Origin of the sequence: Vibrio sp. 10N.261.54.A5 (genome assembly GCF_041471145.1) — a bacterium.
Taxonomy (GTDB): domain Bacteria; phylum Pseudomonadota; class Gammaproteobacteria; order Enterobacterales; family Vibrionaceae; genus Vibrio; species Vibrio crassostreae_C.
In genome coordinates, this window is record NZ_JBFRNU010000011.1 from 1 (window position 1) to 13,636 (window position 13,636).

Here is a 13,636-nt window from a genome sequence, read left to right on the forward strand (position 1 = left end):
CTTCAATTTAAGATTTTGTCGGCTCAATGAATACTGACTTCAAAACTACAAAAAGTAATTCTAAAGCTATTATCTTTCCAACAGAAAGATAATGAATTGACTGTGCCAAATACCTTCTTTCTACAAGAGAAAGTAGTTATTCGTATTGGTCACTCAGTTCATTGAAACCAAATTTGATTCCGAGGAATCTGTTTTACTTCTCTTTAAAAAAGGGAAGATAAAACGTTTTGATATTCATCAACGAGTGCCCACACAGATTGATAGGTTTAAATTGTTAAAGAGCTTCTCTTCGTTGTGACTTACATCACTTCGGAAGAGGCGGCCATTCTAGCGATTTAATTCTCAGTGTCAAACACTTATTTGGAATTAATTCCTACTTTCTAAAAGTAGAAGCGAATCATCGCTTAAAGCTAGTTGCCTTACTAACATTTCTCGCTGAAGCCTTGTGGCGTCTGCCGTGTCAGTGAGGCGGCATTATAGAGATGCCGCTCATATTGGCAAGCAATAAATGCGTTTTTTATTAAAAAAAGAGGTTAAGCGAAGACATTTCAACCAAGGGCTTATTTATACCACTTTCACCCCAAGTTTCGAACAAATTACCCACAACGACCTGTGGATAACTACTCTCCACTATCAAAAAAGTAAGATAAACGAGCCCTAGGGTTTAGATACTCTCGAACTTGTTCAGGTAATTTGCTTGGATGAACGGCATTAACGATTTTGATCTCTTTAATAAAGAGGTCAATGATCGGAGCTTGGGTTCTTGGCACGCTAGGATCATAGATAAGTACATTTGGATAAAGCATATGTTTAGCGTTAACGGATATCACAATCCCAATCGAGTCATTTGAAAGCTGTACTACAGTTCCTGGTGGATAGACTCCCATGAACTTAACTAACAGCCCCAAGTTATCTTGGCTATATAGATGCTTGCAGCTCTTATATAGGTGGGACAGTGCCAAATACGGGATCATTTGTTGAGATTGCGTTTTACCATGGCAAAGGTTATCAAATGCATTAGCCACGGCGACTATCTTGGCAAATTCATCAATCTCATGTTCTTTTAAGCCCTCGGGGTAGCCAGAACCATCATTCATCTCATGATGTTGAGCGATCACCTTTTTAGCACTTTCAGGAAAGTCATCAATTGCCGATACAATATCCGCACCGTATTTAGTATGAAGCTTCAGGTAGTTCTCTTCTGGCACCGTTAGTGCACTCTGCTTTCTTAGTATCGCGACTGGTATTTTGATCTTGCCTACATCGTGAAACAACGCTGCGAATGAGAGGTCTTTCAATTGCTGTGTGTTATAGCCTTTGGCCTTTCCTATCATCAGTGCAACAACCGAAACATTTAGAGTATGAAAGTAAATATCTTCGAAATCTGCTTTAGCATTCATAAGGTGCAAGGTGACGTTATCATCGCTCACTAGAGTTTCAACGATATCATCAACAAGAGCCTTAACCTCCCCTACCGCATCTAAAGGTCTGTTACGGATCTTGGTCATCACAGATCGCATTCGAGCAAGCGAACGTTCAAACTCTCTCTCACAATGACTCACCCTGCGGCGGTAAGAGCTAAGGGTTTCGATACGCTCATGCTTATCTTTCCACATTCTTTCCGTTTCAAGGCTTACCTGTGAATCAATATCGACTTCTTGTTCACCTACGTGATTAACAGGTAAAGGTGAGGTATCACTTTGACTCAGGTTTATATAGACGTGCTTAATCCCAAGATGTCGAATTACTTTTACTTGAGCGTCATCTTTGATTTTAAAGCTGTTGAATAAAAATGGGTGTTCATTCCATTTTACGGGGAGTCGTATATGCAGACCGGGCTGAATGCGATCTACGGTAATCTTTATGCTGCCCATTTTTATATATAATATTGATGATTAATCTCTATTTATAATTCTAATAAAACCAAGCAGCAATTTCACTATCCAATTTCACAGGCTCAACTTAAAGAGTCGCAGTGCACCATCCAGCGTATACCGAATTTATCTTCTACTTTGCCAAATCGAGCCCCCCAAAAAGTATCTGCGAGTGGAGTCATTATCCGCCCTCCCTTCTTGAGCTTTTCAAAGATTTGTTCTTGAGTCGCGGTATCTTCAGTCACAAGAGAGAGAGCGAGATTGTTGCCTTCAAGTTCTTTTGCCTTAACACCATCAGACATCATCAGCTTCATACCAAACGCTTCGAACTCAGCATGCATAACCCAATCAGGTTGAGCGCCCTCGATTACCTGTGGTGCATCACTAAAAAGCTGCTTAGATAAAACCACACCACCAAAACACTTGTGATAAAAATCCAACGCTTCATTACAACGACCATCAAAAAACAAGTAAGGGGTTACTGTCAGCATATCTATCTCCTCTGTTAGTCCTTTAAACATAGACAATAGAAAAGAGAATGACAGGTAACATCATGATTTAAGATAATTAATTCATTATCAGATCGAATAGCGAAGGGAAATTATGAGATTTAGGAGTGAAACATCAAGATCTGTCTGATTGAAGAGCAACTGCAACGACACGCCGGATTTCAAATTCACATACGTCCAAAACATAGAAAGGTCGCTATAAAAGCGACCTTTCTATGTTTGGTACCGATAGGCGGACTGATTGGACAGGCATTCTTGCCGCCACCGTGAAGGCAATGCTTCCTATACCCCAGATACAACAAAGCCCCGATTTTCATCTAGGCTTTGTCATTTAAATATGGTGCCGGTAGGTGACTTGGCTGGGCTTGCATCCAAGCCGACACGCTGGATTTAAAATTCACAAACGCCCAAAACGACGAAAGGTCGCTATAAAAGCGACCTTTCTATGTTTGGTACCGGTAGGCGGACTTGAACCGCCACGCCCGAAGGCAACGGATTTTGAATCCGTCGTGTATACCAATTTCACCATACCGGCATTATCTTGGGGCATTGCCCTTTCGATATTTGGCATTATACGTATGCGAACTGATGTGGCAAGTATAAAAACTTGAATTCATGTGTGTTTGCCGATAATTTCGCCACTAAGTCATAAGCTGTGCGTCATGTCTCTTTTCAGGCTAAGCCTTAAACTATATTCTGACGCCTCAATTTTTAAAGAAGTAATAACACATGACATCAACAAACACTCTGCCACCAGCAGGAGTCATGCGCCGATTTGGTGCCTTGTTCTACGACGCTCTGATCGTAATCGCTATTGAAATGTTGGCGGCTGGCGTCATTGTCGCTCTACTGCACGCGCTCATGGCTCTCGGCATTTTTAACCACAGCGGTTATGCCGATGTTAGTGACTTCTTAACCAACCATCCGATTTGGAGCCCTGCATATACCTTTTACTTAGTCGCCGTTTGGGTATATTTCTTCGTGTTCTTCTGGACTAGAGCTGGTCAAACTCTCGGCATGAGAGCTTGGAAGCTGCGCGTTCAAAACAAAGATGGCTCAGCGATCACAGTAACTCAGGCGCTGATTCGTTTAGGTACTTCAGGTTTTGGACTGGCAAACCTATGTGTTCCATTCGATCCTGAAAAACGTGGCTTTCACGATATCTGGGCAAAGACCGAAGTCGTTGTGTTACCACAAGCACGATAATGTGATTTAAGTTAGCTCCAATCAAGATCAAAAAAGGAAGGCGTTATGCCTTCCTTTTTACTATTTACAGTTTCCGCCTCAAGAGCATGATGGCAATTCCAAGGAACACCACGCTCGGGGCTATTGCGCCAAAGGCGGGTGGTATTTGATAAACCAAACTCACTGGGCCAAAGAACTCACTGGATATATAGAAGGTAAAGCCAGCAATAACACCTGACAAAATCCTCGCACCCATGGTCACACTACGCAAAGGACCAAAGATAAACGACAGTGCCATCAACATCATAACCGCGATCGAAATTGGCTGGGTTATCTTTCTCCACAGCGCCAATTCATAGCGTGATGCATCTTGCTCTGACGCCTTCAGATAAGAAACATAATCATACAACCCACTTAACGATAGCTCTTCTGGTTTAACCGTTACTATCGCCAACTTATCTGGAGCTAATGACGTTTCCCAAGAGTAAGTCGGTAAACTTTCTTTAGTAATTTGAAGTTCGTTTTCAAAAGACGTGATCTCTACATCCTTCATCGTCCACACGTTGTCTCCAACGTAATCAACTTCGTCAGAATAAATAGCGGTTTTAAGTGCCTTGTTTTCATCAAAGCGCCACATGTTCATTCCATATAGCTTCTGGTCATCGATTTTGACAATGAAGATGAAGTCATTGGCATCACGAGCCCAGACACCACTTTGCGTCGAAATAATATTACCACCAGCAATCGAGATAGTTCTTAAATCACGAGCCATTTTCTGCGCTTGCGGTGCTCCCCATTGACCAAGCAATGTCACCACGATCATCAGTGGAATAGCTGTTTTAAGTACTGATAGGCCGATATCTAACTTAGAGAAACCAGCTGCCTGCATAACGACAAGCTCAGAACTTGCAGCAAGCATACCAAGCCCTATCAATGCGCCAAGCAATGCAGCCATTGGAAAGAACATTTCGATATCACGAGGGATACTCAATAAAACGAAATACAGCGCTTGTAATAGATCGTATGTACCACGGCCAACTTTTCTTAGCTGTTCTACATATTTGATGATCCCAGAGAGACCAACAAACGTCACCAATACCAGTGACGTCGTTGCGATGATGGTTCTGCCTATATATAAATCGAGAATCTTAAACACGGCTTAAGCCAACCTCTTATTCTTGAATTTTTCTTTCAAACGCCTTACTGGCACGCTATCCATAAAGTTGGCACCAATCGCGACAAATAACAATAACGCATTGATTGGCCACATGCCGATTACCGCAGGAATGCTCCCCTCTTCGATTGAAGACTTGGTTGCACTGATTGCTAAGAAATAGGTGAGATAAATCAGTATTGCTGGGCCGATTTTCGCAAAACGACCTTGTCGAGGGTTTACCGCAGACAGTGGCACGACAAGCATGGTCAACAATGGAATACAAAGTACCAAAGAAATACGCCACTGCAACTCTGCTTTCGCACTATTATTTGAGTTACCAATCAGTTCAAGCGTAGGGATCGCTTCCCAGTCTCGACCTTTCTTCTCAACTTCACGCTGACCAATCAGGCCTTCGTATTCTTCAAAGTGCGTCACCCTGTAGTCGAGGCGAGTCGGAATGCCTTCATGACGAGTACCATCGTACATTACGATCACTTGGCGACCATCACTGAGCTCTTTTACATCACCTGACTTCGAGAACATCACACTTGGCAGTACAGAATCACGCGGACGCATTTGAGCTACGAACACGTTTTCTAACTTATTACCGTCGATATCATCAATAAACACGACAGAAGAGCCATCCGGCGTACCTTCAAACTTACCTTTTGGTAGCAAATCAACGCTGTTCTGTGCAGCTACTTCTTCATACATTTGTTCAACTTTGTCTTGTGACCAAGGAGATAACCAAAATGAGTTAAAGGCTGCAACAGATGCCGTAATTAAAGCGAGGTAAAGCGCAGATTGGATCAGGAATTTATTACCGATACCGGTGGCGTTCATGACCACTATTTCACTTTCAGCGTAAAGGCGGCCAAAAGTAAGCAAAATACCAATATAGATACTGAGTGGAAGCATCAATAGGCCCATCGCTGGCATATTTAAGCCAACAATCGACAATATAAGACTCGCAGGGATATCACCATCAGAGGCATCCGCTAAAACACTGATGAATTTTTGGCTGAGAAACACGAGAAAGAGAACAAAAAAGATCGCAAATTGGCTCTTGATTGTCTCGCGGATCAAATATCTAACAATAATCACGCTCAAATTACCTATACAAAACTTGTTTTTTTGATTGAATCACTATAATTTCCCGTTGAACCTTTTATTTTTTTAAATTTTTAGCTAAGTGTTAGCGTTCTTCTTTAAGGTTAGTTCCATTATAGGATCCAACAAGTAAGAACCCATTATCTAACATTTAGTTCGATTTGTCTTCAGGATGTAGGAGTACGCATGGAGTTCAGTGTAAAAAGTGGCAGCCCAGAGAAACAGCGCAGCGCATGTATCGTTGTCGGTGTATTCGAACCGCGCCGCCTTTCTCCAGTAGCCGAGCAATTAGATAAGATTAGCGATGGCTACATTAGTTCACTGCTTCGTCGCGGTGATCTAGAGGGTAAACCTGGCCAGATGCTACTACTGCATCAAGTACCTGGTGTACTTTCAGAACGTGTTCTACTGGTAGGCTGTGGTAAAGAACGTGAGCTAGGCGAGCGTCAATACAAAGAAATTATCCAAAAAACCATCAGTACACTAAACGAAACAGGTTCTATGGAAGCTGTATGTTTCCTTACAGAACTTCACGTTAAAGGTCGCGACACTTATTGGAAAGTTCGCCAAGCGGTAGAAGCGACTAAAGATGGTCTTTACACATTTGACCAATTCAAGAGCAACAAGCCAGAGACTCGTCGCCCACTACGTAAATTGGTATTCAATGTACCAACACGTCGCGAATTGAGCCTGGGTGAGAAAGCAATCTCTCACGGCCTTGCTATTGCTTCAGGTGTAAAAGCGTCTAAAGATCTAGGCAACATGCCACCAAACATCGCAAACCCTGCTTACCTTGCTTCTCAAGCTCGTCGTTTAGCCGACGATTACGAGACAGTGAAGACTAAGATCATTGGCGAAGAAGAGATGGAAAAACTGGGTATGACATCATACCTAGCAGTTGGCCGTGGCTCTAAAAATGAATCGATGATGTCTATCATGGAATACAAAGGCGCTCCGGATCCAGATGCGAAGCCGATTGTATTAGTAGGTAAAGGTCTGACTTTCGATTCAGGCGGTATCTCGCTTAAGCCTGGTGAAGGCATGGATGAGATGAAGTACGACATGTGTGGTGCGGCGTCTGTATTCGGTACAATGAAAGCACTGGCTAAGCTGAACCTGCCTATTAACGTGGTTGGTATCCTAGCCGGTTGTGAAAACATGCCGGGCAGCAATGCTTACCGTCCAGGTGATATCCTAACGACAATGTCAGGCCAAACGGTTGAAGTACTCAACACTGATGCTGAAGGTCGCTTGGTTCTATGTGATGCTCTAACTTACGTTGAGCGTTTTGAACCTGACTGTGTTGTCGATGTTGCTACGCTAACTGGCGCATGTGTTATCGCTCTAGGTCACCACATCAGTGGCGTTCTATCGAACCACAACCCACTTTCTCACGAACTTGTTAATGCTTCAGAGCAAGCAAGTGACCGTGCATGGCGTCTACCAATGGCAGACGAGTACCATGAGCAGCTAAACAGCCCATTCGCTGATATGGCGAACATCGGTGGCCGTCCTGGCGGCACAATCACTGCTGGTTGTTTCCTGTCTAAATTCACTAAGAAGTACCACTGGGCACACATCGACAGTGCTGGTACAGCTTGGAAGTCAGGCGCAGCGAAAGGCTCGACAGGTCGTCCTGTCTCAATGCTAGTCCAATTCTTATTGAACCGCAGCGGCCAAGAGACTGAAGAGCAATCTTCAAAATAATAAAAAGGGCCTACGGGCCCTTTTTTAATAAGCGCTATTTGTTAGACCCTGTTAACCAAGTAACATTGATATCCACGATTTTCAGTTCGAGTATTAAGTATGCAGACTGCTACATTTTACATTGTGCCTTCAGACAGCCCGCAAGCCAGCGAAGATGGTTTTGCTCACTATGTGCTGTTTCTTGCTCAGCACTTTGCAAAACAAGGCGCTAAACTTTATCTCAACTGTAATGACAAAGAGCATGCCGAGCGTATTGCTGAAGTTTTCTGGCAAGTCGAACCCTGTGATTTTATTGCGCACAACTTGGTTGGCGAAGGCCCGAAGTATTCAACCAACATCGAAATTGGCTATCAAGGCGTAAAACATAATTGGAATCGTCAGCTAGTAATTAATCTGGCCGATAATCATACAACCTTTGCGAACGCCTTTGCTCAGGTGATAGACTTCGTCCCTTGCGAAGAAAAAGCTAAGCAACTCGCTCGAGAAAGGTATAAAATTTACCGTCAAGCTAGATATCAGCTACAAACTATCGAGATTCAACATCCATAGTCAAACCTCATAGTTAAAGCTATCTTTGGATTTAGATTCAAGAAGCTTCACTTATGAAGTTTGACCACGATTAACCATTCACAGTATCCGTTTAAGAGCACTATGGAAAAGACATACAACCCAACATCAATCGAACAAGCTCTGTATAAGACTTGGGAAGAGAAAGGCTACTTTAAGCCACACGGTGACACATCAAAAGAAGCTTACAGCATCATGATCCCGCCACCGAACGTCACTGGCAGCCTACACATGGGTCACGCGTTCCAAGATACGATCATGGATACGCTTATCCGTGCTCAACGTATGAAAGGCAAAAACACGCTTTGGCAAGTGGGTACTGACCACGCTGGTATCGCAACTCAAATGGTTGTTGAGCGTAAGATTGCTGCCGAAGAAGGCAAAACAAAACACGACTACGGCCGTGAAGCTTTCATCGACAAGATCTGGGAATGGAAAGGCGAATCAGGTGGCACGATCACTCAACAACTTCGTCGTCTTGGTGCATCTGTAGATTGGGATCGTGAACGATTCACTATGGATGACGGCCTATCGGCTGCGACTCAAGAAGTGTTTGTTCGTCTATACGAAGAAGACCTAATCTACCGTGGTAAGCGTCTAGTAAACTGGGATCCTAAACTGCACACTGCAATCTCGGATCTTGAAGTTGAAAACAAAGACAAAAAAGGTTTCATGTGGCACTTCCGCTACCCGCTAGCGAACGGTGTTAAAACGGCTGATGGTAAAGACTACATCGTTGTTGCGACTACACGTCCAGAAACCATGCTTGGCGATACTGGTGTTGCTGTTAACCCAGAAGATCCTCGTTACAAAGATCTTATCGGCAAAGAAATCCTACTTCCTGTTGTAAACCGTCTTATCCCTATCGTAGGCGATGAGCACGCAGACATGGAAAAAGGCACGGGTTGTGTGAAGATCACTCCAGCTCATGACTTTAACGATTACGAAGTGGGTAAGCGCAACAACCTACCGATGATCAACATCCTAACGTTCAACGCTGATATCCGTGATGCTGCGGAAGTCTTCACAACGAACGGCGAAGAATGCGATGTTTACTCAACAGATATCCCTGCTAAGTACCAAGGCATGGAGCGTTTTGCTGCACGTAAAGCTATCGTTGCTGAATTCGATGAGCTTGGTCTTCTTGAAGAGATCAAAGATCACGACCTAACTGTCCCTTACGGCGACCGTGGTGGCGTGGTTATCGAACCAATGCTGACTGACCAATGGTACGTGCGCACAGCTCCTCTTGCAGAGCCAGCAGTTAAAGCCGTTGAAGATGGTCAAATCCAATTCGTACCTAAGCAGTACGAAAACATGTACTTCGCGTGGATGCGTGACGTGCAAGACTGGTGTATCTCTCGTCAACTTTGGTGGGGACATCGTATCCCAGCATGGTACGACAACGATGGTAAAGTTTACGTAGGTCGCACTGAAGAAGAAGTTCGTGAAAAGAACAACCTAGCGCCTGTTGTTGTGCTTAAGCAAGACGACGACGTACTGGATACTTGGTTCTCTTCTGCACTTTGGACGTTCGGCACACAAGGCTGGCCTGAAGATACTGAAGCACTGAAAACATTCCACCCATCTGAAGTACTAGTATCTGGTTTTGATATTATCTTCTTCTGGGTTGCTCGTATGATCATGATGACCATGCACTTCGTGAAAGACGAAGATGGCAAGGCTCAAGTACCTTTCAAAACTGTTTACATGACGGGTCTTATCCGTGATGAAAACGGCGACAAGATGTCTAAGTCGAAAGGTAACGTACTTGACCCAATCGACATGATTGATGGCATCGGCCTTGAAGAGCTAGTAGAAAAGCGTTGTGGCAACATGATGCAACCTAAACTGGCTGCTAAGATCGAAAAAGCGACACGTAAGACTTTCGAAAACGGTATCGAACCATACGGTACTGATGCGCTACGTTTCACTCTTGCTGCTATGGCTTCAACTGGCCGTGACATCAACTGGGATATGAAGCGTCTTGAAGGTTACCGTAACTTCTGTAACAAGCTATGGAACGCAAGCCGTTACGTACTAATGAACACAGAAGAGCACGACTGTGGCATGTCACTGTCTGTAGAAGACCGTGCAAACATGGAATTCTCTCTAGCAGATAAGTGGATTGAATCTCAGTTTGAAGTTGCAGCGAAAGAGTTTAATGCTCACCTAGACAACTACCGTCTAGACATGGCAGCAAACACGCTTTACGAATTCATCTGGAACCAATTCTGTGACTGGTACTTAGAGCTAACTAAACCTGTTCTTTGGAAAGGTACTGAAGCTCAACAACAAGCGACTCGTTACACGCTTATCACGGTTCTTGAGAAGACTCTGCGTCTTGCTCACCCTGTTCTTCCTTACATCACTGAATCTATCTGGCAGAGCGTTAAGCCGCTAGTAGATGGCGTTGAAGGCGAGACGATCATGACTCAAGCGCTTCCTCAGTTTAATGAAGCTAACTTCAATGCTGAGATCGTTGACGACATCGAATGGGTTAAGACTTTCATCACCGCTATCCGTAACCTACGTGCGGAATACGACATTGCACCAAGCCAAGGCTTAGAAGTAATGATCAAGGTTGCTGATGAGAAAGATGCCGCTCGTATCGAAGCGAACAAGATCGTTCTTACTTCTCTAGCTAAGCTAGACGATATTAAAGTTCTAGCTGATGGTGAAGAGACTCCTGCTTGTGCAACTAAACTGGTTGGCAAATCTGAGTTGATGATCCCAATGGCGGGCCTTATCGACAAAGATGCAGAGCTTGCTCGTCTAGATAAAGAAGTCGCTAAGACTCACGGCGAGATTAAACGTATCGAAGGTAAGCTAGGTAACGAAGGTTTCGTTGCTAAAGCACCAGAAGCAGTTATCGCGAAAGAGCGTGAAAAGCTTGAAGGCTACAAGGAAACTCTTGTTAAGCTTGAAGAGCAAAAAGCGACAATCGCTGCGCTTTAAAACCGAGTGAACGAGAAGGCTTCAAACTTCTCGGTCTAAATAGAAAGGTTGGTCTTGGTGACCAGCCTTTTTTTATGTCCCTGATTCCAATATTCCAATGCTTCTCACTCTAGCCGCACTGATTGATAGGTTTCATCTATCAAATTAATCTCTACTTCCCATTATACTTAATGATAATAATTCTCAATAATAGACCTATCAAAACAACACAACGACTGAGTAATTATCATGAAAAAGACACTAACCTTTGCTGCATTACATTTTACTATCGCATTTAGTGTCGCTTATGTACTAACAGGCGACATCTTAATTGGTAGCTTAATCGCTATGATTGAGCCCTCTGTGAATACTGTTGCCTTCTATTTTCATGAAAAGGCGTGGGCTCAAGTTCCAGCTCTTAAAGCTCGCCAGTGGATGACCAAATTAAAAACAGCAAGCTTTGCTACCATCCACTTTAGTGTTGCCTTTACCGTTGTCTACTTGTTGACTGGAGATGCTTTCATAGGCGGCGTGATGGCTTTGCTAGAGCCAACTTTAAATACCGTTGCTTACTACTTCCACGAGAAAGTCTGGTTACGTAAATCAGGCGACCAAATGGCACAACAACAATTCTGTTTGCACCAACATGCTTAGTCACCATATATTGGGTCACATATTAGTGACCCTTTCATAGGCAGATCATGGAACAAATTGCTGAGTTCACCCTTAGACCCATTACACCGCAAGACAACCCAAGCATCGCACAAATCATTCGCCAAGTTTCGGCTGAGCATGGACTCACAGAAGATAAAGGTTATGGCGTAGCCGACCCAACACTCGATGATATGTACTCTGTCTATAGCCAAGCGAATGCAATGTACTGGGTTATCGAACACAACGGAAAGATCGTCGGAGGCGGTGGCTTTGCCCCTCTAGCAGGTAAACCCAATGTGTGTGAGCTGCAAAAGATGTACTTCTTACCGCAAACTCGAGGGCATGGCCTAGCCAAGCGAATTGTCGCTTTGAGCTTAAAGCAAGCCAAACAACTTGGGTATCAACACATGTATTTAGAAACGACGGAGTGCTTGGGTGCTGCGGTCAAACTCTATGAGAAGCTTGGGTTTGAGCATCTTGACTCAGCTTGGGGAGAAACAGGCCACGACGCTTGTGAGGTTGTCATGGCCAAGTCGTTATAAGCAGAATGCGTCGCTATAGCGAAAGAAGATAGCGCTAAAATATACGGAGTTAACGTAGAAAGTTACTGACGCAAGAGGTTGGGTTCAAGGCAACAAAAGAACTCTCTTCTTGCCCATCAAGTACCACTTCTAATGGGTATAGATGCTTAGGGTTAGGGTTCTCAATATCAAAAATGATAGGCGCCTCAACCTGGAACACGACGCCAGTATGTTCTGCGCGCACATCGATCGGCATTACGAGTGTCATACCATTAAACTTGATGGATGCCGATACTAACCCCGCCTTTAGCGTTTGATAGATAACATCCACTTTAAACTCACAGCCACCACCGTGGTGCCAAATCTGCTCTGTAACAACTTGCTCTAGCTTGACGTTTCGAACGAACTGCAGGTATGGCGCTTGCCAAATCCCGATGCGTGAATCAGATTTAGCGATAGCCTGTGAAGAGATAGACGGATCCATATCCTCTTCAAGTAACAGGCTCTCCTCTTCTTCAAGGAAAAGGATCTCGAAACGGTTTCGGCCGGACTGCATATAAGGACGGATATCTTTACGGTATTCAGCTTGGCTACCATCACAATCAAAAACAGCCACACCATTAAGTCGAACTTCAGCAAAGTAATCGACCCCGGCCATCACTAACTCAACAAATGGACACGCCAACATAGCGTCATCTACTTCGATGTCGTGCATCAGGTGCCACTCTTGCTCTGCAATTTCATTTTCACTCAAGCTATCAGGTAGCTTTGAGCTTAACGGAGCCGGAAAAGTGATGTCATCTTGTGGGATAGAGAGATCCGTCAGTGGCGAAATTTGCCAAAGACCATCGAGAAGCAACCGCATATCATTCCTTGAGCTAGATCAATTTTGACCGCATTATAATGAATGAATGCATATAAAGACATTTATTTTTCTGAGGGTAAAAAATGCCAGCTCGAGGCTGGCATTTTTTAAAATTGGGAAAGAATTACTCTTCGCCTTCATCATCTTCGTCTGGGTAGATAGCATCTTCACCTTCGTAGTAAGTGCCCCAACCGTCGTAGATAATGTCAAACTTCTCTGCAAGGTTTACAAGCTTCTCAACTTGCTCATCAATCGCTTCTGCATTCAGAGTACATTGCATCGTTGCATCACAACAAAGTAGCTTATTGCCATCTTCGTCTTCTGTCTCTTCAGCTTCAAGCACTTCAAAGCCCATTTTGAATGCTTCAACAACCGCTTTCTCAAGCACATCGAAATCTTCAGCAAATAGGTGATGCTCGATATCGTATAGAGCTTCAGGATCGCTACCATCTTCAATTAATGCTGTAATGATGTCGCGAGTCTCTTCCTTTTGAAATTCAATTAATTCCGCTACTGATAGATATTCATCTTCGTGAGACATGTGTCTGCTC

At 43.8% G+C, this 13,636-nt stretch carries 12 protein-coding genes and 1 tRNA gene; 6 read left to right on the forward strand and 7 right to left on the reverse strand.

Features of this window, described 5'->3' with window-relative positions:
* Positions 1–620: 620 nt before the first annotated feature.
* From AB4329_RS03015 to AB4329_RS03025, 3 genes are all read right to left on the reverse strand, one after another.
* Positions 621–1,874 carry an HD-GYP domain-containing protein gene (locus AB4329_RS03015; RefSeq protein ID WP_017063746.1) on the reverse strand — a complete coding sequence of 418 codons (1,254 nt, stop codon included), beginning with the start codon at positions 1,872–1,874 and terminating at the stop codon, positions 621–623.
* A gap of 83 nt (positions 1,875–1,957) precedes the next feature.
* A complete protein-coding gene (locus AB4329_RS03020; protein ID WP_017055297.1) occupies positions 1,958–2,365 on the reverse strand; it encodes a VOC family protein in 408 nt (135 codons plus the stop codon).
* 468 nt (positions 2,366–2,833) lie between these two features.
* Positions 2,834–2,918 (reverse strand) — tRNA-Leu (locus tag AB4329_RS03025).
* 194 nt (positions 2,919–3,112) lie between these two features.
* Between AB4329_RS03025 and AB4329_RS03030 the strand changes: the two genes are divergently transcribed.
* On the forward strand, positions 3,113–3,589 hold the full coding sequence (locus tag AB4329_RS03030) for an RDD family protein (protein ID WP_017058939.1): 477 nt from the start codon (positions 3,113–3,115) through the stop codon (positions 3,587–3,589).
* A 64-nt stretch (positions 3,590–3,653) separates the two neighbouring features.
* Here AB4329_RS03030 and lptG read toward each other — a convergent pair whose 3' ends face one another.
* Both lptG and lptF read right to left on the reverse strand, forming a co-directional pair.
* Entirely contained in the window at positions 3,654–4,724 is a 1,071-nt protein-coding gene (lptG, locus tag AB4329_RS03035; RefSeq protein WP_017058938.1) for an LPS export ABC transporter permease LptG, read from the reverse strand.
* A gap of 3 nt (positions 4,725–4,727) precedes the next feature.
* Complete coding sequence (gene lptF / locus AB4329_RS03040; protein ID WP_372056172.1) at positions 4,728–5,828, reverse strand: LPS export ABC transporter permease LptF; 1,101 nt, start codon at positions 5,826–5,828, stop codon at positions 4,728–4,730.
* Between the two features lie 192 nt (positions 5,829–6,020).
* Between lptF and pepA the strand changes: the two genes are divergently transcribed.
* The 5 genes from pepA to AB4329_RS03065 all read left to right on the forward strand — a co-directional run bounded on the left by pepA (position 6,021) and on the right by AB4329_RS03065 (position 12,241).
* On the forward strand, positions 6,021–7,541 hold the full coding sequence (pepA, locus tag AB4329_RS03045) for a leucyl aminopeptidase (protein ID WP_017058936.1): 1,521 nt from the start codon (positions 6,021–6,023) through the stop codon (positions 7,539–7,541).
* A gap of 99 nt (positions 7,542–7,640) precedes the next feature.
* The gene (locus AB4329_RS03050; protein WP_017066664.1) at positions 7,641–8,090 is read left to right on the forward strand and encodes a DNA polymerase III subunit chi; all 450 of its coding nucleotides are present in this window, start codon (positions 7,641–7,643) and stop codon (positions 8,088–8,090) included.
* A 102-nt stretch (positions 8,091–8,192) separates the two neighbouring features.
* Positions 8,193–11,066: a valine--tRNA ligase gene (locus tag AB4329_RS03055; protein WP_136973690.1), complete on the forward strand. Its 2,874-nt coding sequence runs from the start codon at positions 8,193–8,195 to the stop codon at positions 11,064–11,066.
* A 228-nt stretch (positions 11,067–11,294) separates the two neighbouring features.
* The gene (locus tag AB4329_RS03060) at positions 11,295–11,699 is read left to right on the forward strand and encodes a DUF2061 domain-containing protein (RefSeq protein WP_017058933.1); all 405 of its coding nucleotides are present in this window, start codon (positions 11,295–11,297) and stop codon (positions 11,697–11,699) included.
* 47 nt (positions 11,700–11,746) lie between these two features.
* Positions 11,747–12,241, forward strand: a complete 495-nt coding sequence (locus AB4329_RS03065; protein WP_372137650.1) for a GNAT family N-acetyltransferase — start codon at positions 11,747–11,749, stop codon at positions 12,239–12,241.
* 49 nt (positions 12,242–12,290) lie between these two features.
* Here AB4329_RS03065 and AB4329_RS03070 read toward each other — a convergent pair whose 3' ends face one another.
* Both AB4329_RS03070 and rraB read right to left on the reverse strand, forming a co-directional pair.
* Complete coding sequence (locus AB4329_RS03070) at positions 12,291–13,085, reverse strand: glycosyl hydrolase 2 galactose-binding domain-containing protein (protein ID WP_248369768.1); 795 nt, start codon at positions 13,083–13,085, stop codon at positions 12,291–12,293.
* Between the two features lie 124 nt (positions 13,086–13,209).
* Positions 13,210–13,626: a ribonuclease E inhibitor RraB gene (gene rraB / locus AB4329_RS03075; protein WP_017058930.1), complete on the reverse strand. Its 417-nt coding sequence runs from the start codon at positions 13,624–13,626 to the stop codon at positions 13,210–13,212.
* Positions 13,627–13,636 lie beyond the last annotated feature (10 nt).